Here is a 21,007-nt window from a genome sequence, read left to right on the forward strand (position 1 = left end):
TTTATCAGTGATACGTGCTCTCCGTATCGTCGTTACGTGCATCGACGGTAGCGCACAACTCCGTATCGCCGCTAGCGGTTGGCGGTATCATCGATCGCATGGCAGAGACGGACCCGCTTCGCGCGGCGATGATCGAGGCCGCGGAGCGGCAGCTGGCGTCGTCCTCGGACCACGAGGTGGCCACACGCGCGGTCTGCGAGGCGGTCGGCGTAAGCCAGCCCGTGCTCTACCGGTTGTTCGGTGACAAGCGCGGGCTGCTGGACGCCGTCGCCGACCACGGCTACGAGCAATATGCCGCGCTCAAGGCCGCCCAGGAGCAGACCGGCGACCCGGTCGCCGACCTGCACGCCGGCTGGGACGGCCACATGGCGTTCGCCCAGGCGAAGCCGGCCCTCTACCAGCTGATGTTCACTCCGCGGCCGTGGTCGCACTCGACGGCGCGAGATCGCGTGATGGAGCTGCTGGTGGCGGCGCTCACGCGGTGCGCGGCGGTGGGGGCGTTGAAGGCCGAGCCGCAGACCGCCGCTCAGCTGATCCTGGCGGCGAACGTCGGTACCGCCCTCGACCACATCGCCAGACCGGCTCTGTTCGACGACCCCGCGCTGTCCCACCGGATGCGAGACGCCGTGTTCTCGCACGTCCTGACCGGGCCGGGCGCCCAGAACGACGCCGACCCGCTGTACGCCGCCGCGCTGCGCCTGCACGCACAACTCGATCTCACCGGGACCGAGGCCCTGGAGCCGGCCGAGACCGCCCTGCTGCGGCGATGGCTTGAGCGCATCACGCAACCCGTAAGAGGGTGACGGCCGCGCTCGGGAACACGCTGCCGGCCGCAGCCGGATGACATGTCACAGCAGTGCGGGCCATCGCGTGCAGAGTCGTCCCGAGCGGAAGCGCGAAGAGGGCAGCAACGGCGTTCGCTGAGGGTTTCCAGGACTTCAGTCGTGCATTGGCCCGCTCGCCGGGCGCACGGAGCTGGCTCGACGAGCCCTCGGTCACCGGCTTTCACGGCGTAGCGCCCCCGCTGCCGGGTTCACCTTCTCGTCGTTTCCCGGGCCGCCGGAGGGCGGCAGCGGAGCATCGCCCGCCTGGCGGTCTGGGTTGGGGAGGCTGAGCCACAAGGTGGGGCAGGGTAGCCCCTGAGGGGCCGGTTACAGCCGGTCTGTCTTTTCCGTCCTCTGGCCCGAGCGGGGTTCTGTGAGGGGGCGAGGGTTCGGCGGCACGGAGAATCGCCGAACGGGCGCGAGATTTTACCCAACGACCTTTTACGACTTCTCTACCTGCGAAGACGGCCGCTGGGAAACTGGCATGCGGCTGGAGGTACGAGCGTTCGGGGGCGATGCGGTGCGTATGGTTCGGCGCGTGATCCCGGTGGTGGCGGCGGTGACCGTCCTGGTCTCGGCGGCAGGCGGGGGAGTCGGGCAGGCGATGCGCCTGGCCGCGTCGCCCACCCCCTGGCCGGAACGCGACGTGACCGAGCTCGCGCAGCCGCAACCCGAGGCCGCCTGGCCTGAGAAACCGGAGCAGGACACGGCCGGATCAGTGGGATCAGCCGGATCAGTCGGCTCGGTCGGGTCAGCCCGGCCTGACCTGGGAGCGGCCGGATCGGCAGGCTCGGAGCTTGGGGCGGCCGGATCGGCGGCGTCCGAGTTCGGAGCGGCTGGATCGGCGGCGCCCGAGTTCGGGGCGGCTGGATCGGCAGGGCAGGAGGAGCTGGGAGCGTCGGAGCTCGGGGTGGTGGGGCTGGCGGAGCGGGGTGCTGCCGGGCCGGTGCGGCCGGCGCCTGGGCGGCAGACGCTCGCCTGGTCCGAGTGCGGCGGCGGGCTGCGGTGCGCCACGTTGCCCGTCCCCGCCGACTGGGCCAGGCCGCGTGAGGCCCGAGTGGCCGTCCGGCTCGCCATGATGCCCGCCCAGGACCCGCTGCGGCGGCTCGGTGCGCTGGTGGTCAACACAGGGGCCTCGTCGGTCGTACGAGAGGTCGCGGCGCGGCCGGACACCGTGGGCGAACTGGCCAGATGGTTCGACGTCGTGCTGGTCGAGGCGCGCGGGGCCGGGGATGGGGGGCACGCGGGGGCGTGCCCCCGACCCCGGCCGGACCCGGCCCGGCTGCAGGTGGCCGAAGGGCGGACGGCCTGGCGCGCGTTCGCCCGGGACAACGCCGCCTACGACCGGGCCTGCCGGGCCGCGCTCGGGCCGTCCTTCGCCGGGCTGACGTCCTGGCAGGTCGCTCACGACCTCGACGCCGTACGCGCCGCGCTGGGGGAGTCGCGGCTGCGCTACCTCGGCAACGGCTACGGGAGCGTGTACGGGCAGGCGTACCTGGAGCTGTTCCCCGGCCGGGCCGGGCGGATGTACCTGGAGGGGCTGCCCGACCACACCGAGACCGGGCTCGAACGGCGGCTGCTCGCCCACGCCCGTGCCCAGGAGCGGCAGCTCGGGTACTTCCGCGACTGGTGCCGGAACCGTGCCGGCTGCCCGCTCGGCCGTGCGGACGCCGTCCGGGTGTTCGACGGCCTGGTCAGGCGCGCGCCGCTGCGGCTCGGTGGCGGCGGGCGTACGGTGAGCGGGCACGAGATCGCCGCGGCCGTCTGGGCGGGCCTCACGCCCGCAAGGTGGCCGGCGCTCGCCCACGCCCTCTCCAGAGCCCGGACGGGCGACGCCACGGCCCTGACCACCCTGCTCCCCGCCGACCCCCCACAGCCGCCCCCTCCCGGCCCGACGGCAGCCACCCCCGGCACGGTCCAGCCGGCCCCCGCAGGTACGGCGGGAGCACGCCTGAGCGCGGGACAGGCGCCTCCTGGTACGACGGGAACACCCTTCGGCCCAGGGCAAGCGCCTCCCGGCCCGACGGGGGGAGCCCCCGGCGCAGGCCAGGCGGCCCCGGCAGGTACGGCGGGAGCACGCCTTGGCGCTGGGCAGGCGCCTTCGGCTACGACGGGGGCGGCTCCCGGCTCGGGGCAGGCGCCTCTCGGAACGGCCCGCGGCACCGGGCAGATGCCTCCCGCAACGGCCGGGGCCCGGCCCCCTGAGGCGCTGCCGGGGTCGGCGGGGGCGATTCCTCGGGGCGGAGCGGCGGTTCCTGGAACGGCCGCCCCTGGAGGGGTGGCCCCCGGAGCGGCGGCTCCTGGAACGGCGGTTCCTGGTACCACGGCCCCTGGAGTGGCGGTTCCTGGAACGGTCGCCCCTGGAGTGGCAGGGGGAGGCGTCGTGTCCGATGCGGGGACGGCGGGGGTGGTGGCGCGGCCTGGGGAGGCGGTGCCCGGCGTGGTGGGGGGAGTGGCGTCCAACGTGGGGGAGGTGGGGTCGGCGAGTGCGGAGGGGGTCAGGTGGTGTCGTGACTTCGGGTTGGCCGCGCCCGGTTATCGCAGCTTTCTCCAGGTGGAGGCGCGACTGCGGAAGGCGGCCCCGCGGGTGGGGTGGCTGAGCGGGCGGGCGGAGGTGGCCAGGTGCCTGGGGGTGGCGCGCTCGCCGGGCTGGGCGCCGCACCCGTTGGCGTCCGGGCTCAAGGTGCCCCCGGTGCTGGTAGGGGTGGGACGGCTCGACAACGAGACCCCGTCCTCAGGGGCGGCCAGGGCGGCCGGGCAGATCCCCGGGGCGAGGGTGCTGTGGCACGGGGACGGGCAGGGCGCGTACCTGGTGCAGGGCGTGAGCAGGCTGCGCGCGGCCTGCCTGCGTACGAAGGTGCACGACTACCTGGTCAACGGCGTCCTGCCGAAGCGGGGCACGTTCTGCCCGGGCGAGCTCACGGCGGGCAACGCTCCCTAGCCGGCGGCGCGAGAGGACCGTCCGGGGCGGGGAGGCAGGGGGCGGGAGGGCGTGGAAGTCGGCGGGGGCGGCGGGGACGCAGCCGATAGGGTGCTGGCGTGAAGGTCGAACGGGCGGTGGCGGCGGACGCGGGCGAGATCCTCACCCTGCAGCGGGCGGCGTACGTGAGCGAGGCCCAGCTCTACGGCGACCCCTACATCCCGCCGCTCGTGGAGTCGCTGGAGCAGGTGCGCAAGGCCGTCGAGACCGGCGTCGTGCTCAAGGCCGTGGACGCCGGCCGGATCGTCGGCGCCGTGCGCGGGCAGCTGGCCGGCACCACGTGCCTGGTCGGGCGGCTCGTGGTCGCGCCCGACCGGCAGGGGCAGGGGCTCGGTACGGCCCTCCTCGCGGCGCTGCACGAGCAGGTGCCGGAGGCGGGGGCGTTCGACCTGTTCACGGGGCATCTGTCGGAGGGCAACCTGCGGCTGTACCGGCGGCTCGGCTACCGCGAGACCCGGCGGGAGCGGATGGACGACCATCTCACCCTGATCCACCTGCGCCGCACCCCGACCTGACCGCTTCCCCGAGGCACGCCCGGCCTCCGGCCCGTCCGGCGCCCAAGGTCACGGCGCCTGGGCAGGCGGGATCGTGGAGGCGCTGGACATCTCCGGCGACGGCAAACTCCTAGCCTGGCGACCCGGCGCGGCGCTGTCAGCCGTTCAGTGATCTCCGGACGGCGGCGTCCACGAGCTGGCGCACCTCCTGCTCGCTGAAGATGTCGGGCAGGGTGAGCCGTTCGACGATGAGCCAGTTCAGGGCGAGGTAGAGCAGGACCACCGAGGTCGAGTCGCCGGGCAGGCCAGAGGCGGCGTGGTAGCCGATGTTGGCGTCGATGTCCTCGCGGATGCGCTTGGTGAGCACGGCGCGCAGCTCAGGACGCCGGGTGGACTCCAGCCGCAGTTCGAGCAGCGCCAGGTAGCCGGAGTTGAAGGCGGTGACCCGGTCCACCAGCTCGTGCATGAGCTCGGCGTAGCGGGTCTCGTCCTGCACGCCCTCCTGGCTGCGGGCGAGCGTGGCCGCGTCGGGCAGCAACCGTTCATAGATGCGTCCGCCGGCCTGGGTGAACAGGTCGTCGCGGTTGGCGAAGTAGTTGGACGCCGTGCCCGGCGGCACGGCCGCCTCGGCGTCGACGGCCCGGAACGTCAGCCCGCGCGCTCCTTCCCTGGCCAGCACCTCGATGGCCGCGTCGATCAGCGCCTGCCTCCGCTCGGGGTTCTTCCGCACTTGACACCACTCCAGACGTAGTACTACGTTCAAACCACTTCACTCATAGTACTACAGCAGGAGTTGCTCCGAATGCGAAAGCTTGTCTACTACATCGGCGTCTCCCTCGACGGCTACATCGCCGGCCCCGGCGCCGAGTTCGACTTCTACCCCGTGTCCGCCCAGATGGCCGACTGGATCAACGCCCGCTATCCCGAGACGCTGCCCACCCACATCCGCAGCCTGGTCGGCCTTGAGGACGTGCCCAACAAGGTGTTCGACACCCTGGTGATGGGCCGCGGCACCTACGAGCCGGCCCTGCAGGTGCCCACCACCAGCCCTTACTCCCACCTGCGCCAGTACGTCCTCTCCAGCACGCTGACGATCGACGACCCCACGGTCCACGTGGAGACGGGCGACCCGATCGAGCTCGTCCGGCGGCTGAAGGCCGAGGACACCGGCATGGACATCTACCTCTGCGGCGGCGGCAAGCTCGCCGGCTCCCTGCTCCCGGAGATCGACGAGATCATCCTCAAGAGCTATCCCGTGGTGGCGGGGGCGGGCATCCCCATGTTCTCCGGCGGCTTCAGCCCCACCCTGTTCACCCCCACCAGGCGCGAGTCCTTCGACAACGGCGCCCAGGTCACCTGGCTCACCCGCGCCTGACACACACCCCCAAGGAGAAAAACATGCATATCAAGCTTCCCGCCACGATCACCCAGGCCAAATCCGAGCAGCAGGCCCGCTCTCAACAACGGCACGAGCAGCCGGCGCGCGACCTCAAGCCCACGGGCCGGGCCAACCCCTCCCGCCGTCCGACCGCCGCCCCACGCCGCGGCGGGTACTGAGCGGGCCGTCGGGATGACCGGGTACGCCGGGATGGGTAGTCTTTTCCGGTGCTGAAGATTGGGCTCACCGGCGGCATCGGCTCCGGCAAGAGCGAGGTGTCCAGGCGGCTGTCGGCCAGGGGCGCCGTCGTCATCGACGCCGACAAGATCGCGCGAGAGGTGGTCGAGCCCGGCACGGTGGGGCTGTCCCGGGTGGTGGCCGCGTTCGGGGAAGAGGTGCTGCACCCCGACGGCTCGCTGAACCGGGAGCGGCTGGGCTCGGTGGTCTTCGCCGACCCCGACCGGCTGGCCGCGCTCAACGCGATCGTGCATCCGCTGGTGGGGGAGCGGGTGGCCGAGCTGCAGGGCCAGGCGGCCGACGACGCGATCGTGGTCTACGACGTGCCGCTGCTCGTGGAGAACAAGCTGGCGCCCATGTACGACGTGGTGATCGTGGTCGACGCGGCCGACGAGGTGCGCATCCGGCGCCTGGCCGACCACCGCGGCATGCCGGAGGCCGACGCCAAGGCCCGCATCGCCGCCCAGGCGAGCCGGGAGGACCGTCTGGCCGCCGCCGACCTGGTGATCCCCAACGAGGGCTCGCTCGACGACCTGGAGGCCCGGGTCGACGAGGTCTGGCACGAGCTCGTACGCCGGGCCGCCCGCGGCTAGCCACCCGCCCGCGGTCAGAAGGGCGAGTCGAGCGGCACCTGGCTCACCTCCGGCAGGTACGGATCCAGCTCTCCCAGCTCGAACCGCGACATCCCGATGACGTGCCAGAACTGGCCGCCCGGCTCGCCGTGCACCTTGTACCGCCCGTCCGGCGCCAGGGCGGCCCAGCCCTCGGGCAGCCCCAGCAGCGTCGCCCGCCGCCGGCCGCCCTCCCAGAGGATCACCACGCCGTCGTCGCCGGCGCTGGCCAGCAGGTCGGACGTGGGGCTGTAGGCCACCGACCACACCCGGCGCGCGTGCCCGGCGAGGGTGTGCAGCAGCTGCCCGGTCGCGGTCTCCCACACCCGTACGGTCATGTCGTCGCCGCCGGTCGCCAGGTGGCGGCCCGTGGCGTCGAAGGCCAGGCTCCACAGCCGGCCGTCGTGCTGGGTGAGCGTGTGCACCAGGCGCGGCTGCCAGGGCTGGCCGGGCCGCAGCTCCCACACCAGCGCGCGGCCGTCGTTGCCGGCGCTGGCCAGGTAGCGGCCGTCGGGGGAGAAGGCCACGGAGTACACCCGGTCGGTGTGGCCCTCCAGCGTCGCCACCCGGCCGCCGGAGGAGACGTGCCACAGGCGGACGAGCTTGTCGTCGCAGCCGGTGGCCACGTAGTCGCCGAGCGGGCTGAAGGCGATCGAGCGCACCCGACCCCGGTGGTCGACCAGGTCGACGGCCATGCGGCCGGTCGGCCGGTACCAGATCTTGACGCTGTCGTCGTCGTTGGCGGTGGCCAGCATGTTGCCGTCAGGGCTGAACGCCTCGGCCCACACGTGGTCGGTCTCGGCGTGCAGCTCGCGCTCGTAGTCGCCGGTGGTGGCGTTCCAGAAGTGCACGCCGCCGTCGTTGCTGGAGGTGGCCAGCACCGGTCCGGCGGGCGAGAACAAGGCGGAGATCAGCCGGTCGGCGGTGCCGGTGAACTCCCGCAGCCGCCGCCCGGTGCGCGGCTCCCACACCCGGACGACGCCGTCGTTGCCGCTGGTGGCCAGCATCGAGCCGTCGGCGCTGAAGCGCACCGACGAGATCCGCCGGCCGTGGCCGCGCAGCACCCGCTGGCACTGCCCGGACACCGGGTCCCACAGGCGGACGGTGCCGTCGTTGCTGCTGGTGGCCAGCTGCTGGCCGTCGGGACGGAACGCGAACGGCCAGACTGAGCTGCGATGGCCGGTCAGCTCGACGCGCTTGCCGCCGCCCACGGGCTGCAGCCGGACCGTGCCGCCGGAGTCGCCGCTGGCCAGCGTGCGGCCGTCGGGGCTGAAGGTCACCTGGTAGACGGCCGCCGTGTGGGCGGTGTGCACGCCGAGCGGCTCGCCCGACGCCTGCCACAGGCGGACGCTGCCGGCCGTGTCGCCGCTGGCCAGGATCGAGCCGTCGGGGGAGAACGTCAGGCAGTAGACGCTGCCGGCGTGCCCGGCCAGCTCGTGCCGGGGGGACCAGGTGGCGGTGTCCCAGAGGCGGATCGTGCCCGCCTCGTCGCCGGTGGCCAGCAGGGTGCCGTCAGGGCTGTGCACGGCCCGGTAGACGCTGCCGCGGTGGCCGTCGAGGGTCACGGCCGTCTCCCCGGTGGCCAGGTCCCAGACCCGGACGACGCCCGCGGAGTCGCCGGTCACCAGCTGCGAGCGGCCGAAGGAGGCGGTGTAGACCGGCGCGCGGTGGCCCGGCAGCTCGTGGACCAGCCGGCCGGTCGCGGTCTCCCACACCCGGACCACGCCGTCGCCGCCGCCGGCCGCCACCAGCTCGCCCGAGTCGTTGAGGCGTACCGGCCACACGCCGTCGGGATGGCCGGTGAGCGTGTGCAGACGCCGGCCGGTGAGGGTGTCCCAGAGCTGGACCGTGCCGTCGCTCGCGCCGGTGGCCAGCAGGTCGCCGGCGAAGGTGACGGCGTAGACGCGGCCGCGGTGGCCCTGGAGGGTGCGGACCGGGGAGCCGCCGGCGCACAGCAGCACGCCGCCGTCCTCGTTGCCGATGGCGATGGTCGAGCCGTCGGGGCTGTAGGCGATGGGCTCGGGCAGGCGGGAGGTCTGGAAGTGGTAGCCGTACGGGACGCCGATGCCGGCGGGCGCGAACTCCACCTCCACCGGCTGGCCCGGCACCACCGCCGCGCCCCGCAACGGCGGCAGCGTGCCGGTGACGTTGATCAGGGACGCCCGGTGCCAGCGTGCGCCCTCGACCGTGACGTCGCTCAGGTCGACCTGCGCCAGTCGCGCGCCCGACAGGTCGGCCCCGGTCAGGTCGGCGCCGGTCAGCCTGGCGCCGTCGAGCCGAGCGCCGGCCAGGCTGGCGTCGCGCAGGACCGCTCTGGACAGGTTCGTGCCGGCGAGGGTGGCCTCCGACAGGTCGGCGCCGGTCAGGTCGACCTCCTGCAGGTCGCGCGCCGACAGGTCCTCGCCCTTGAGGTTCGCGCCGCGCAGGTCGGCCTTGGCCGGGGTGCGCAGCCTGGCCGCGATCTTGACCGCGTTCGCCCTGGCCACGTCGTCGGGGGGCGGGTCGGCCACCCAGGCGCGCAACGCCCGCACGTCGGCCAGGTCGCACAGGAACTCGACGGTCAGCGCCGACAGCGGCCTGCGGGTCAGCGGGAGGGGATTGTCGAGGTTCGCGGCGATGTGGCGGGCGATGAGCCATTCCATCACCGAGGCGTGGATGAACCCGAACATGCCCTCCTCGGTGCGTACGAGCAGGCTGCCCGAGCCCATCGCGTGCGCGGCGTGCGCGGGCGAGAGCTGGCCCGAGGCCAGGTCGCTCAGCGTCTCGCCGATCTCGGTCAGCTCGTCGACGCCGAGCAGCGTCTCGCCGCTGTCCCACAGGCGCAGCGCCAGCGCGGTCACCACCCGCCACAGCTCGCCGATCGACAACGCGCCGGGCGAGCCGGGGACGCGGGCCCGCCGCTCCTCGAAGGCCAGCCAGGTGCTGAGGATCTCCTCGTACAGCAGGGCCGGGCTGAGGGTGTGCTGGGCGCCGGCGACCGTGCGCAGACGGTCGGCGTCGAGGTCGGCGATGAAGCTGAGCATGCGCGGGTTCTGGGCCAGGGCCAGCAGGTCCTTGATCTCGCCCATGAGCGACATGCGGGCGCCGGCCTCGTCGCCGTCGTCGAACCGGTTGGCCAGGTAGGAGCGGATCTGGTCGTGCGTGAAGTCCTCCACGCTGAGCACCCGCCGCTGCGGCAGCACGCCCACCATCTCGCCGAGCGAGGTCAGCACCTGGCTGTGCGACTTGAAGTGCTGCGTACGGCTGGCCACCACGATCTTGGCCTTGTCCTCGGCCGCGGCGAGCAGGGTGGCCAGGTGGTCGGCCGCCCGGTCGTAGGTCAGCCGGGTGACCAGCTCGTCGAACCCGTCGAACAGCAGCACGATGCGCCCCTGCCGGAGCAGGTAGCGGAACGCCTTGAGGTCGATGAACTCCTCGCCGTGCCCGGCCAGGTGGGCGGCGACCAGGGCGTCGACCGAATGGGCCTTGTCCAGGGCGCGCAGCTCGATGAAGATCGGCGTCAGGTGCGGCAGCTCGGCCGGGATGCGCCTGGCCAGCTCGCGCAGCGCGAACGTCTTGCCGTGGCCGAAGTCGCCGAGCAGCAGCAGGAACCGGCCGTGGTCGGCGGCCAGCAGCCGCATCAGCTCGTCGGTGAGCCCCTGCCTGATCTGGCTCCCCGGCCGGTCGAGCTCGCGGTAGCGCTGGGGGACGTAGAGGCCCGGCGGGTAGCGGCGGTCGCCGGTGAGCCTCGCGGTCTGCTCGGCGACGTACCCCGACAGGTCGAGCAGGCCCTGGAACTCCAGGAAGCTGCGCACCCGCACGCCCTTGCGCATGAGGTCGTCGCGGAGCGCGCGGGAGGCCGGCGGGCCCTGGTAGATCAGCTCGGCGGCCAGGTCGGCGGCGTGGGCGCGGCGGGCGAACCCGGTCGCGGCGGCCTCGGTCAGCTCGCCGACGTGCGCGCCGATCATGAGCTGCCGGACGAAGCCGTCCTCGGGATGGGTGACCACCAGATGGTCGGGGAAGCGCCGGATCTTGGCCCGCTCGTGCCGGGCCTCGCAGACCTCGGTGATGCGGTCGAGCAGCAGCTCGACGGGGCTGGGCTCGCGCTCCTCGGGCTGGGCGGCGGGCGGCGGCGTGCCGGGGGTCTCGCCGGTGAACGTGGCCCGCACCGCCCGCCAGGCGTGCCGGGCCCGGGCGGGTTTGCCGGTGTCGGGCGTCCAGGTGCGCATGCCGTCGGGGGAGATCTCGATCACCTGGTGGCGGCCGGAGCGCGGGGCCGCGACGGCGGCGAAGCCCGGCCGTGGCTCGGCGGCCGGGACGCCCGCGCCGGACCCGTGGAAGAGCAGGTTGAGCCGGTGGGTGAGCAGCCGGTCGAACGTGGGCGCGTCCCGCAGCGCGGCGGGCGGATGGCCGATCGCGCCCAGCCGCAGCCAGGCGCTCTCCTCGTAGGGGCGCAGCCGCTCGGCGAACCACGCGGCCTGCGCCTCGCCCACCAGCGCGTACGCGTCGCGCTCCAGGTGGCTCATCGCCATCGTCGAGTTGAGCCCCGCCACGACCACCCTCAGGTCGGGCACCTCGAACAACGTCCAGGGCTGGCCGCCGTCGAACACCCGGTCGTCGAGCCCCTGGTAGACCTCGCGGAACAAGCCGGCGAAATGCCGCCACTTGGGCCAGTAGGGCGGCTGCGGGCTCACGTCGTCGGCCTCGCACGTCATGAAGTACGCGCTGGCCGCGGCCTTGGTGACGTCGCGCGGGCCGGGCAGCAGCACCAGCCGGTGGGGCTCCAGCCCGATCAGCAGCCGCAGGTCGGTGACGAACTGCGTGGCCTGCGCGAACTGCCCGAGACTCCCCGACTCGGTCAGGTCGCCGCTGACCACCATGAGGTCGGGACGCGGCATGCCCCGGTCGTACATGGCCGTCAGGTCGGCCCAGATGCGGGCCTGCATGTCCTCCGGCGTGAACGGCTCGCCGGGATCGGGCAGCGCCCGCCCGAACCGCGGCCCGCCGATGTGCAGGACGTTGACCGACTCGCGCCCGCGGTCGTCGCCGCCCGAGGGCGGGAACTTGGGGGCCGTCACCGGGGTGCGGCGGGCCCTGGCCAGATCGGTCGTCGGCGGCAGCGTCGGGACGGCCGGGGGCGGGACGACCCGGCCCGAGGGGAAGGCGGGGGCGGCCGCCGGCTTGGCCCGCCCGGCCAGCGCCTCGCCGACCCGGCCCAGCAGCAGCGCCCTGGCCTGCCCGGAGTCGGTGACGCCGAGCAGGTCGACCCAGGTGATCGTGGACAGCAGGCCCTCCAGCTGCACGTCCTCCAGCCGGATCGTGACGAGCTTGTTGGAGGGGTTGTCGGGGTCGGCGCGCATGGCCGCCTGCCACTCCATGCGCCCGTAGCGCGAGGTGAGGTAGTTGCGCGAGAGCACGGCCACGACGAGCTGCGCCTCGCTGACCCCGCGGTCCATGAAGTCGATGAAGTTGGTGCCGGGCACGAAGTCCCAGGCTTGGATCATGGTCCGGTAGCCGGCCGCCTCCAGCTCCCAGGCGATCCAGGTCGCCCAGGCGGTGTCGGCCGGGGAGTAGCTGACGAAGATCTCGGTCGGCCTGCCGTCACGTGCCATCTGCTCAGTATCCACCGTGGAATCGGTGATTTGGAGTCAGTGTGCGATCATCGTCGAGTGTGGCGGCGTCTGGCTGTGCTCGATCTGATCCGGATCGGGCTGCTTGCTCTCGGTCTGGTCTTCGTGGCGACCGGTCTGCTGCCGTGGCGCGACGCCGTCGAGAGCCTGGAGACGATCGGGCCGCTGCTGATCTTCCTGGTGGCCATCATCGTGCTGGCCGAGCTGACCAAGGAAGCGCAGGTCTTCGACGCCATCGCGGCCAGGATGGCGGTGCTCGGCCGCGGTAACTACACCGCACTTTTCTTTCTTTGTACGGCTTTCGCGTCTTTTGTCACGATATTTCTGAACCTTGACACCACGGCCGTCCTGCTCACCCCCGTCATGCTCGCCCTGGCGCCACGGGCCCGCATCGCCGCCCTGCCGCTGGCGATGACCACCATCTGGCTGGCCAACACCGCCAGCCTGCTGCTGCCGGTCTCCAACCTGACCAACCTGCTCGGCATGGGGAAGCTCGGCCTCGACGCCCAGGGTTTCGCCGCCCGCATGTGGGCCCCGCAGATCGCCTCGATCGCCGTGACGATGGTGTTCCTGTGGGTGTTCTTCTGGCGCCGCGGCGAGCGCCGCGACCTGCGCTACACGCCGCCGGTGCTGGAGCCGGTGGCCGACCGCGTGCTGTTCGGCGCGGCCTCGGCGGGCTGCCTGCTGTTCATCGTCCTGCTGCTGCTCAAGGCGCACGTCGCCGTCGCCGCCACCGCCGCGGCGGTGCTGGTGGTGGCCGCCTTCCTGGTGCGCGACCGGGCCCGGCTGACCTGGAGCCTGATCCCCTGGCAGCTCGTCGTCTTCGTGACGGGGCTGTTCCTGGTGGTGCCCACGCTCAGCGCCCACGGGCTCGACGCGCTGATGACGTGGATGATCGGCACGGAGGGCGACCCGTACCGCACGGCCGCGGTGGGCGCGGGCCTGTCCAACGCGATCAACAACCTGCCCGCCTACCAGGCCGTCTCGCAGGTCATCCCGGCCGCCGACCAGGACCGCCTGCTGGCCCTGCTCGTGGGCACGAACGTGGGTACGGTGATCACCCCGTGGGCCTCGCTGGCCACGCTCCTGTGGTTCGAGTCGTGCCGCCGCCACGGCGTCGCGGTGCCGCTGCGCCGTTTCCTGCTGACCGGCGCCGGCCTGGCCGTCACCGGGCTGCTGGCCACCGTGTGGGCCCTGGTCACGTTCGGCTGAGCGCCGGGCGTCTCAGCCGGGCAGCAGCGACAGCAGGCCGGGAAGGGCGCGCGGGTGGGCGGCCACGAAGCTGCGGTCGTCGGCCGTGCCGTCGATGCTCTCCTCGAACGGGCCGCCGTCGAGCGCCCTGATCTCGATCCCGGCCTCCTGGGCCAGCAGCGCGCCGGCCGGCAGGTCGACCGCCTCGGCACGGTAGCCGACGATGCCGTCGATGTCGCCGCGGGCCAGCATCGCCCACGACAGCAGCGGCGCCCACAGTTGCAGCACCCGCCGCGCGCCCACCTCCAGCGCCGTCTTCAGCGCCAGCACGGTGGCGTCGCCCCGGCTCACGCCGTACCCCTGGGTCCAGGCCAGCAGCAGGCCGTGCGGGCTGGCCGTGTACGGCGGCGCCAGCCGCGTCCCCGTGGACGCCACGGCCCCGCGCCCCCGGATCGCCGACCAGGTCTGGGACGTCACCGGATCGTGCACCACGCCCAGCACCGGCCGCCCGGCCCGGCACAACGCCACCCCCACCACGTACGTGGGCAGCCCGATGGCCACGTTGTTGGTGCCGTCGAGCGGGTCGACCAGCCACGTCCACTCGCCGCCCGCCGCGCCGATCAGCCCCGACTCCTCGGCCACGATCGTGTGCGAGGGGAAGGCCGTCAGGATGCGCTCGACCAGCAGCTTCTCCGAGGCCAGATCGAGATCGGTGACGACGTCGCCGGCGTCGCCCTTGGCCCGGATGCCGACGGCCCCGCGCGTGCCCGCGGCGAGCAGCGCCCCGGCGGCCTGGGCGGCCTCGACGGCCACAGAGCGAGCGTGATCCAGGTCCATCGGGCACCCCTCAGGTCAGGTGGGCGGTGATCAGCCGGACGGCCAGCGCCGTCTCCGCGGCGCTCAGCGGTTCCCGGGGAACGTGGTGGCCGCCCGCTTCGAGCGGGCCGAGCGACAGGTCGCGGCTGCCGGGCCGGCCGCGACCGAGCGCGATCGTGGCCGCCTCGCCGCCCTCCGGCACGACGCTGCTGTGGAAGCGGTCGGCCGACAGGGTGTAGGTGTCGCCGGGGCCGAACAGCTCCACCAGCCCGGTCGCGTGCCGCACGGTGCGGCGGGTGGGGGAGATGCGGTCGCCGTCGGCGCCGCTGACCACCTCGAACACCCGGTGCGTGGCGTCGGGCCCCGCGTCGGTGACCACCGCGTGCACGTTGCGCACCTGGCCGTAGAGCACGTGGCTGACCAGGTCCCAGCTGTGGCAGTGGATCTGCGAGGTGGTGCTCTCGGCGTGCTGGAGCGAGTCGGACCACAGGTGGAGGCATACCCCCTCGCCGCCCTCACGCTCCAGCGGCAGGCAGACGAAGCCGAGCGGATGGCGTACGGCCCTCGGGCGCGCGGTTTCCCTCAGCACGCCGAGCGCCCACGACCTGGCCTGTCCGTCGCGGACCCGCTGGAAGACCGACCGATAGCTCATGAGTCGCACTCACGTTCCGTCTCGTCGGAGGGCCGCAGGACGCGCCTCGCCGTAGGGATCGACGGCGCGCAGGGCCTTGCGCGCGATGTCCACGACGTCGCGGCCGTCGTAGGCCTTGGGAAGAGGCACCCCGATGCGACCGAACAGGTCCTGGACCTCCTCGATCGTGGGCTCGTCGCCGAGCGGCGCCTTCTTGTACATGTCCATCGGCACCCGCCGCGCCTGCTCGAAGCTGAGCCGCAGCTCGGTGTCGCAGTTCTCGTAGTAGAACGTGCCGGCCAGCGCGGTCATGGCGCGGTTGGGGTCCTCCACCGTCATGATCAGGCGAGTGGCCGACAGGTCCCAGCGGAATGTCGTCATCGACGACGACAGGCCGACCTCGATGTCGAGCAGGCCGTAACGCTGGCGGTACCAGAAGGCGGCCAGGATCGTCGCGTACGACTCCTTCCTGACCCGGTCGGTCGTCCACGTCTCGCCGGTCGCGTCGGGGGAGTCCGACAGGGAGCGCCGGTAGTGGGCGTACGTCTCGCACACCTCGACGTTGGACGGGTCGATCACCTCGACCCGCACCACGAGGTGCCGTTTCTCCCGGCGGGCGGCGGCCACGCACTCGGGCAGGGTGACCGCGCGCAGGTAGGTGCCGGTGCCGCCCTTGAAACTCCACCGGGTGGTGTCCTTGCGCGCCTCGGCGTGCATCTGGGCGATCTCCTGCTTGCTGCCCAGCACCCTGACGAGCTGCAGCGCGTCGAGGGCCTTGCGGGTGCCGTGGACGAGCGTCTCGATCTCCTCCAGCCGCGACAGCCGGACGGGGAGCTGAGCCAGCGCGCCGGAGGTGATGGTCTCCTCGACCGGGGCCTGACGGGCGCGGTCGCGCAGCAGGGCGGTGGCCACCAGCGCCATGATCACCAGCGTCGCGGCGTTGACGAGCTGCGTCTGCACATCGGTCGGCACCACCTCGTCGGGCATGATGCCGAGCACGCCGATCACGACCGCCAGTAACAGCGCGATGGCGCCGTCGGCGTTCTGGGCCGCCCATGGGGCGACGCGCTTCAGCGCCGCCGTGAACCGTGCCATCGTTCGCCCGCCCGTCCGACGATCAGTCAATCCCTAGGTCATCGTAACGACCGGCGGCATGCGACTTCCAGCGCACGGGAAGGAGGTATCTCCTACCCGGGAATGACATGACATCTCCCCCTGGCAGCTCAGGACCGGGACCTGACCAGGCTCGATACTGGAAGCGCACGGGGGTGGGGATGAAGGGGATCAGGATGTTCGCGGCGGCCGCGCTGGCGCTGGTGCTGGTGGCCGTGCTGGCGTGCCCGGCCCCGCCCGCGGCGGCGTGGGCGGAGGTCCACCGGCCGTCGCTGTCGGAACGGTTCCTGCAGGTCGTGGCCCATCCGGACGACGACCTGCTGTTCATGAGCCCCGACCTGTACGGCGCCGTCCAGTGGCACCGCCCCACGGTGACCGTCTACCTGACCGCGGGCGAGGGCCAGGCCGGCTGGGACGACGACCGCGACCCCGTCGTCTACGCCCGCGACCGCGCGCAGGGCCTGCGGGCCGCGTACGCCTTCCTGGCCGGCGCGCCCGACGTCTGGCGGGTCACGACGATCACGGCGGGCGGCTTCCCCGTCCGGCTCGAGGAGCTGGCCGGCAGGCCGGCGGTCAGGCTCGCCTTCGTCGGGCTGCCCGACGGCGGCGACCCGCGCGCCGACGGCGGCCGCGACGCGCTGACCAGGCTGTGGCAGGACCGCTCCTGCGTGCGCCCGTTCGGCGCCGGCCCCGAGCCGCGCTGCGTCGGCCGGCAGGACGTGGTCGGCGTGCTGCGCGCGCTCTACGCCCGCTTCCGGCCGACGGTGCTGCGCACGCTCGACCCCGAGCCGCCCGCCCGCCGGGGGTTGTGCGACCACCCCGACCACGTGGCCTCGGCCCGCTTCGCGCTGGCCGCGGCGAGCGGGCTGGGCCTGCGGACGGTCTCCTACCGCGGCTACCCGATGACCGGCTGGGCCCCCAACGTCGCGGGGCCGCTGCGCGAGCTCAAGCGCAAGGTCTTCGGCGTCTACCTGGGCCACGACTACCGCGTCGGGCACACCTGGCGCTACCGGGCCTGGACCGAGCGCATGTACCGGGTCCCCTGAGCCGGGACGCCGCCCGGCCCCGGGGAGCGCCCGGCTAGAACCAGCCGCGGCGGCGGGCCATCTGCTCCAGGCCGTGCTGCAACGCCTGGTCGGCCGCGCCGGGGTGGTCGTCGTAGCGCACGGTGAAGCGGTTGTAGGTGTCGTGGCTGGAGGTCAGGAAGCCGCCGCGCTTGTCGGCCTCCAGGATGACGTCCATCTGCCGCGGCCCGGCGATGAACGTCAGCTCCAGCTCGTTGAAGTGCCGCCGCCACTGGCCGCCCGCGTAGTACTCGATCTCCTGGAAGAACGGCATCGTCGAGCCGTACAGCGTGCCGCGCTCCAGGTCGGCCTTCTTGAAGCCGAAGCCCAGCCGGTCGAGGGCGGCGATGACGTGCTCCTGGGCCGGCAGCGGGCTGACGAACAGCGGGTCGAGGTCGCCCTTGTCGATCGCGCCCGCCAGCGCCAGCTCCGTCTGGACGCCGAGCCGCATGCCGTGCAGCGGGTGGCCGCCGATCGCGCTGATCGGCGTCTCCCACGGCACCATGATCTCGAACGGCTGCTGGTGCTGGGCGCCCGAGGCGAGCTGGAACGTCCCGGCCACCTGCTGGCGCAGGAAGCTGTAGGTCGTCTTGTACTCGTTGTCGCCGCTCTCGACCTCCACCACTGCGGTCAGGTCGAGGTAGATGCCCTCGACCTTGTAGTCGGAGCCGCCGCCGCGGAAGTGCACGACGCCGCGCAGCGGCTCACCGGGACGCACGGTCCTGTCGGTCAGCACCGTGTCGACCTCGACGCCCGCGCCGAAGGCGGCCATCAACTTGCGGAACACCATGGGGTCTCTCCTATGCGGTGGGGGTCTGGCCGTTGGCGGCGGGGTGTCCCGTGCCCGAGATGCGGGGGAGCAGCTGGGCCAGGACGAGGGTGGACAGCGCCGAGTCGGCCTGGCCCTGCTGGGTCCGTACGACCAGCGGCTGGGGGGCGTTCTCGGCGAGCTTGGCGCCCACGTCCAGGCGCCGGCGGGCCAGCTCGTACTGCAGCACGGCCCGGTTGTCGCGGTAGGACTCGGCCAGCCTGCGCAGGGCCTTGGCCTCGTTCTCGGCGGCGGTCAGCTCGGCCCTGCCGCGCGCCTCGATCTCCCACGTCACGCGCTGGGCCTCGGTCTCCTGCTCCTCCAGCATGCGCGCCACGTTCTTGCGCGCGGTGTTGTGGGCGGCCTTGACCTCGACCACGCGGGCGTCGCGGGTCTTCTTGGAGCGCTCGATCTCCATGAGCAGCGTGTCGATGCGGCGCTTGCGGGTCAGCTCCCACTCGCGCTCGTAGGCCGACAGCTCCTTGGCGACCTTCTCCCGGGTGGCCAGGTGCTGCTGGTACTGGTCGGGGAGCTGGACGTCGGGGATGTTGGCGCCGGTGACGCGCACGCCGTAGCGGCCGAGCTGGCGGTTGAGCGCCTCCTGCATGTCGCCGACGTCGGAGCCGCGCAGGTCGTAGGCGCGCTCGGTGTTGACCCGCCGGCTGCGCTGCCTGATCGCGTCCTGCACGGCGCTGGAGAGCACGAGGTCGAAGTTGCCCGCGCCGATCGTCCGGACGAACGCCACCGGGTCCACGATGCGGAACTTCAGGAAGAACTCGATCGACTTCAGCGGCACGTTCTCGGCCGTCGGGCAGGCCACGATCGGCGCCGAGTAGGGGATCTCGGTGGAGGTGTCCACGACCGCGTCCACCCGGTCCCACGGCAGCCACAGGTAGTGGCGGCCCGGCGGGAGCGTGCCGGTGATCGCCCCCCAGCGGCTGCGCACGCCGGTGGTGCCCTCCTCGATCTCGATGATCGCCTTGCGCCACATCGTGACCAGCGCCACGACCAGGAAGAACAGCGCGGCCAGCGCGGCGGGCACGGTGAGGTCGGTGAGCGCGGCCATCCCGGCGAAGTACAGGGCCAGCAGGACGAGCGCCATCCAGGCGAAGCCGCGCCGGTCCTTGGGGATCACCACCGGCACGAGCTGGCCCTGCTCGCCGCCGCGCAGCAGCTGGCGGATGTCGGACCAGGAGGCCAGCGACTCCTTGATCTTCGAGAACTCGCGGGTCATCGGACCTCACCCTCGCTCAGGTGGCCGGGCAGCAGGCGCTCGACCGTGCGTTCCAGGTCGTTGTCGGGCTCGGGCGTGGCCTGCGGCTCGCTCACGTCGGCGGCGGCCTTCTTCAGCAGCGCCGCGATCTCGTCCTCGCGGCCGCTGACGCGGGCGGCGATCTCGTCGAGCCGGCCGCGGATGGCGGCCATGTCCTCGGCGGAGAACAGCGTCGCGCCCTTGCCGCCCACGAGCTGCTGGGCCAGGGCCAGGAAGTCGATGTCGGTCTGCTCGCCCACCTGAACCACCTGCGGCAGCCGGGTGGCCACCGACTCCAGCTTGGTCAGCAGGTCCTGCTGGAAGCGGTAGTCGAGGATCTCGGGGGCCTCGGCGGCCGACAGCGCCCGGATGTCCAGGGCCTGGGCCTCCAGGAGCGCGGCGTTGGCGTTGGCCGTGGACTCGGCCTCGACCAGGCGCTGCCTGGCCTGCGCGGTGGCCTGGTGGCTGGCGCGTTCGAGCGCGGTGTCCATACGGGCCTGGTAGCCGGCGATCTCGGCCTGGATGGCGCTCAGCGTCTCCTGCAGCCCCGCCAGCTCCTTGACCAGGTCGCCCTCGTTCTGCTCCTTGCGGAGCTGGAGCTCGTACTCGTAGGTGTAGGCCTCCTTGGCCACCCGGATCATCTCTGGGGCGGCCAGGTCCATGCGGTACTCCTGGCTGGACGGCTCGGCGTGGGTGATGTTCACGTCGGTGAGCCGTACGGCGGGCAGGAACTGCTGGTTCAGGTTCTCCAGCATGCCGAGGGTGCTCTCGCCCACCAGGTCGTAGATGTCCTCGGCCCGCTGGGCGTAGATCAGCGAGCGGGTGACCTCGCTGATGGCGTTCTGCAGCTTGGACTGGAAGCCGCTGACCGAGCCGAGCACGAAGATGAACTCGGCCGGGTTCTCGATCCTGAACTGCAGGAACAGGTCGACGCTGGCCTTGACGCCCTGCTGGGTCGGGGCCTCCCTGATGGGGGCGTTGAACGGGTACTCACGCGTGGTGTTGACGATGTAGCTGACCCGCTTCCACGGGTTGAACAGCGTCACCCGGCCCGGGTCGGCGATGTGCACCAGCTTGCCGAACTTGGTGATCAGCGCCTTGCAGCCCTCGGGGACCATCACCACGCTCCTGCGCCACCACAGGAACGCGGCGGCCAGCACCAGCGTCACCCAGTAGTGCGGGCCGAAGAAGATGTCCGACCCCGGCACGATCCCGCCGAGCGCGCCGATCAGGCCCAGGACGACGAGAACGGTCAGCGGGATGACCACCTTGGCCGTGCTGCCCTTGGGGATCACCACCGGCGAGATGACGTGCATGCCGTTCTCGGCGAAGCTGCGGTTGACGATCTCGCCGGCCTCGTTCAGCGAGGCGGACCTGGCCTCGATCAGCGTGCCGACGGAGGCGCCGCCGTCGCGGGCGGCGGCGAAGTCGTGCGGGTTGAGCGCGAAGCCGGGCGCCTGGCCGGTGAGCTGGCCGGCCTGGTCGGCGACCTGTCCGATCGCCTGGCTCATCGCCTGCCGTACGTCACCTCCGCCGGCGACCGCTTGGGCTATGCCCTGACCTGCCTGGATCAGTGCCTCTCGGGGTCGTGACATCGAACCTTCCTTTTCCGCTACAGGCGAATCCGACCGTATCGGGTATGACTTGCTGTTCGCTTGCAATGTGTCGTCATATGACTGTTACGTCCCATAGCAGGTGTGTTATGGATGGAGCAGGTCTGCTACCTGGAGGGTTGATGAGCGGGACCGTCCACAACCGCATCGCGCTGCTGCGCGCCGAGCGGGGGGTGAGCCGCAGGCAGCTCGCGCAGGCGCTGGGGGTGCACTACCAGACCGTGGGATACCTGGAGCGGGGCGAATACAGCCCGAGTCTTCACCTGGCGTTGCGCATGGCCGGATACTTCGGGGTGCCGGTCGAGGTGGTGTTCTCCACCACGCCGTTCCCCTGGATCGGGCAGCCCACGGCCTGACGGTTTCTGTCGGTGGCGCCGCCTACAGTG

General features: G+C 72.5%; 17 protein-coding genes. 9 read left to right on the forward strand and 8 right to left on the reverse strand.

What is annotated here, in order from left to right; all coding sequences use genetic code 11:
* Positions 1 to 98 precede the first annotated feature (98 nt).
* From ACFYYW_RS00255 to ACFYYW_RS00265, 3 genes are all read left to right on the forward strand, one after another.
* Positions 99 to 803, forward strand: a complete 705-nt coding sequence (locus ACFYYW_RS00255) for a TetR/AcrR family transcriptional regulator (RefSeq protein WP_387643274.1) — start codon at positions 99 to 101, stop codon at positions 801 to 803.
* Between the two features lie 559 nt (positions 804 to 1,362).
* Positions 1,363 to 3,765, forward strand: coding sequence for an alpha/beta hydrolase (locus tag ACFYYW_RS00260; protein WP_387643276.1), 2,403 nt, complete (start codon positions 1,363 to 1,365; stop codon positions 3,763 to 3,765).
* Positions 3,766 to 3,863: 98 nt separating this feature from the next.
* Positions 3,864 to 4,319 (forward strand): GNAT family N-acetyltransferase, encoded by a 456-nt coding sequence (locus ACFYYW_RS00265; RefSeq protein ID WP_364390622.1) that lies wholly within the window; start codon positions 3,864 to 3,866, stop codon positions 4,317 to 4,319.
* A gap of 136 nt (positions 4,320 to 4,455) precedes the next feature.
* On the opposite strand, the gene ACFYYW_RS00270 is transcribed toward ACFYYW_RS00265, so the two are convergent.
* Entirely contained in the window at positions 4,456 to 5,028 is a 573-nt protein-coding gene (locus tag ACFYYW_RS00270; protein WP_387643279.1) for a TetR/AcrR family transcriptional regulator, read from the reverse strand.
* 72 nt (positions 5,029 to 5,100) lie between these two features.
* Between ACFYYW_RS00270 and ACFYYW_RS00275 the strand changes: the two genes are divergently transcribed.
* Genes ACFYYW_RS00275 through coaE form a run of 3 tightly spaced genes read left to right on the forward strand, consistent with a single transcriptional unit; the run spans position 5,101 to position 6,506 of the window.
* On the forward strand, positions 5,101 to 5,673 hold the full coding sequence (locus ACFYYW_RS00275; RefSeq protein WP_387643281.1) for a dihydrofolate reductase family protein: 573 nt from the start codon (positions 5,101 to 5,103) through the stop codon (positions 5,671 to 5,673).
* Positions 5,674 to 5,696: 23 nt separating this feature from the next.
* Positions 5,697 to 5,855: a hypothetical protein gene (locus tag ACFYYW_RS00280; protein ID WP_387643283.1), complete on the forward strand. Its 159-nt coding sequence runs from the start codon at positions 5,697 to 5,699 to the stop codon at positions 5,853 to 5,855.
* A gap of 48 nt (positions 5,856 to 5,903) precedes the next feature.
* Positions 5,904 to 6,506 carry a dephospho-CoA kinase gene (coaE, locus tag ACFYYW_RS00285; RefSeq protein ID WP_364417196.1) on the forward strand — a complete coding sequence of 201 codons (603 nt, stop codon included), beginning with the start codon at positions 5,904 to 5,906 and terminating at the stop codon, positions 6,504 to 6,506.
* A 14-nt stretch (positions 6,507 to 6,520) separates the two neighbouring features.
* On the opposite strand, the gene ACFYYW_RS00290 is transcribed toward coaE, so the two are convergent.
* Positions 6,521 to 12,115 (reverse strand): TIR domain-containing protein, encoded by a 5,595-nt coding sequence (locus tag ACFYYW_RS00290; RefSeq protein WP_352323459.1) that lies wholly within the window; start codon positions 12,113 to 12,115, stop codon positions 6,521 to 6,523.
* A 75-nt stretch (positions 12,116 to 12,190) separates the two neighbouring features.
* On the opposite strand from ACFYYW_RS00290, the gene ACFYYW_RS00295 reads away from it, so the two are divergent.
* On the forward strand, positions 12,191 to 13,345 hold the full coding sequence (locus ACFYYW_RS00295; protein ID WP_387643286.1) for an SLC13 family permease: 1,155 nt from the start codon (positions 12,191 to 12,193) through the stop codon (positions 13,343 to 13,345).
* Positions 13,346 to 13,357: 12 nt separating this feature from the next.
* Here ACFYYW_RS00295 and ACFYYW_RS00300 read toward each other — a convergent pair whose 3' ends face one another.
* From ACFYYW_RS00300 to ACFYYW_RS00310, 3 genes are read right to left on the reverse strand one after another with little or no spacing between them, the layout of a single operon-like run.
* On the reverse strand, positions 13,358 to 14,137 hold the full coding sequence (locus tag ACFYYW_RS00300; RefSeq protein WP_364390618.1) for an inositol monophosphatase family protein: 780 nt from the start codon (positions 14,135 to 14,137) through the stop codon (positions 13,358 to 13,360).
* A 34-nt stretch (positions 14,138 to 14,171) separates the two neighbouring features.
* Positions 14,172 to 14,792, reverse strand: coding sequence for a hypothetical protein (locus ACFYYW_RS00305; protein WP_352323462.1), 621 nt, complete (start codon positions 14,790 to 14,792; stop codon positions 14,172 to 14,174).
* Between the two features lie 9 nt (positions 14,793 to 14,801).
* Entirely contained in the window at positions 14,802 to 15,866 is a 1,065-nt protein-coding gene (locus ACFYYW_RS00310) for a hypothetical protein (RefSeq protein ID WP_352323463.1), read from the reverse strand.
* Positions 15,867 to 16,045: 179 nt separating this feature from the next.
* Between ACFYYW_RS00310 and ACFYYW_RS00315 the strand changes: the two genes are divergently transcribed.
* On the forward strand, positions 16,046 to 16,930 hold the full coding sequence (locus tag ACFYYW_RS00315; protein ID WP_387643289.1) for a PIG-L family deacetylase: 885 nt from the start codon (positions 16,046 to 16,048) through the stop codon (positions 16,928 to 16,930).
* Positions 16,931 to 16,964: 34 nt separating this feature from the next.
* Here ACFYYW_RS00315 and ACFYYW_RS00320 read toward each other — a convergent pair whose 3' ends face one another.
* The 3 genes from ACFYYW_RS00320 to ACFYYW_RS00330 are packed head-to-tail and all read right to left on the reverse strand — an operon-like array spanning position 16,965 to position 20,603.
* Complete coding sequence (locus ACFYYW_RS00320; protein WP_364417187.1) at positions 16,965 to 17,738, reverse strand: sporulation protein; 774 nt, start codon at positions 17,736 to 17,738, stop codon at positions 16,965 to 16,967.
* A 10-nt stretch (positions 17,739 to 17,748) separates the two neighbouring features.
* Positions 17,749 to 18,990, reverse strand: coding sequence for an SPFH domain-containing protein (locus ACFYYW_RS00325; RefSeq protein WP_352323466.1), 1,242 nt, complete (start codon positions 18,988 to 18,990; stop codon positions 17,749 to 17,751).
* Positions 18,987 to 20,603, reverse strand: coding sequence for an SPFH domain-containing protein (locus ACFYYW_RS00330; protein ID WP_387643292.1), 1,617 nt, complete (start codon positions 20,601 to 20,603; stop codon positions 18,987 to 18,989). The genes ACFYYW_RS00325 and ACFYYW_RS00330 overlap by 4 nt, the downstream gene beginning before the upstream one ends.
* Before the next feature lie 140 nt (positions 20,604 to 20,743).
* On the opposite strand from ACFYYW_RS00330, the gene ACFYYW_RS00335 reads away from it, so the two are divergent.
* Entirely contained in the window at positions 20,744 to 20,977 is a 234-nt protein-coding gene (locus ACFYYW_RS00335) for a helix-turn-helix transcriptional regulator (RefSeq protein WP_387643294.1), read from the forward strand.
* Positions 20,978 to 21,007: the final 30 nt, after the last annotated feature.

Origin of the sequence: Nonomuraea sp. NPDC001831 (genome assembly GCF_042892035.1) — a bacterium.
In the GTDB taxonomy this organism is placed as follows: domain Bacteria; phylum Actinomycetota; class Actinomycetes; order Streptosporangiales; family Streptosporangiaceae; genus Nonomuraea.

Excerpts from the sequence above, each read along its gene's own strand:
- ACFYYW_RS00255 (WP_387643274.1), top strand. The coding sequence starts at position 99 with ATGGCAGAGACGGACCCGCTTCGCGCGGCGATGATCGAGGCCGCGGAG.
- ACFYYW_RS00275 (WP_387643281.1), top strand. The coding sequence starts at position 5,101 with ATGCGAAAGCTTGTCTACTACATCGGCGTCTCCCTCGACGGCTACATC.
- ACFYYW_RS00280 (WP_387643283.1), top strand. The coding sequence starts at position 5,697 with ATGCATATCAAGCTTCCCGCCACGATCACCCAGGCCAAATCCGAGCAG.
- ACFYYW_RS00290 (WP_352323459.1), bottom strand. The coding sequence starts at position 12,115 with ATGGCACGTGACGGCAGGCCGACCGAGATCTTCGTCAGCTACTCCCCG.
- ACFYYW_RS00305 (WP_352323462.1), bottom strand. The coding sequence starts at position 14,792 with ATGAGCTATCGGTCGGTCTTCCAGCGGGTCCGCGACGGACAGGCCAGG.
- ACFYYW_RS00310 (WP_352323463.1), bottom strand. The coding sequence starts at position 15,866 with ATGGCACGGTTCACGGCGGCGCTGAAGCGCGTCGCCCCATGGGCGGCC.
- ACFYYW_RS00315 (WP_387643289.1), top strand. The coding sequence starts at position 16,046 with ATGAAGGGGATCAGGATGTTCGCGGCGGCCGCGCTGGCGCTGGTGCTG.
- ACFYYW_RS00320 (WP_364417187.1), bottom strand. The coding sequence starts at position 17,738 with ATGGTGTTCCGCAAGTTGATGGCCGCCTTCGGCGCGGGCGTCGAGGTC.
- ACFYYW_RS00325 (WP_352323466.1), bottom strand. The coding sequence starts at position 18,990 with ATGACCCGCGAGTTCTCGAAGATCAAGGAGTCGCTGGCCTCCTGGTCC.
- ACFYYW_RS00330 (WP_387643292.1), bottom strand. The coding sequence starts at position 20,603 with ATGTCACGACCCCGAGAGGCACTGATCCAGGCAGGTCAGGGCATAGCC.
- ACFYYW_RS00335 (WP_387643294.1), top strand. The coding sequence starts at position 20,744 with ATGAGCGGGACCGTCCACAACCGCATCGCGCTGCTGCGCGCCGAGCGG.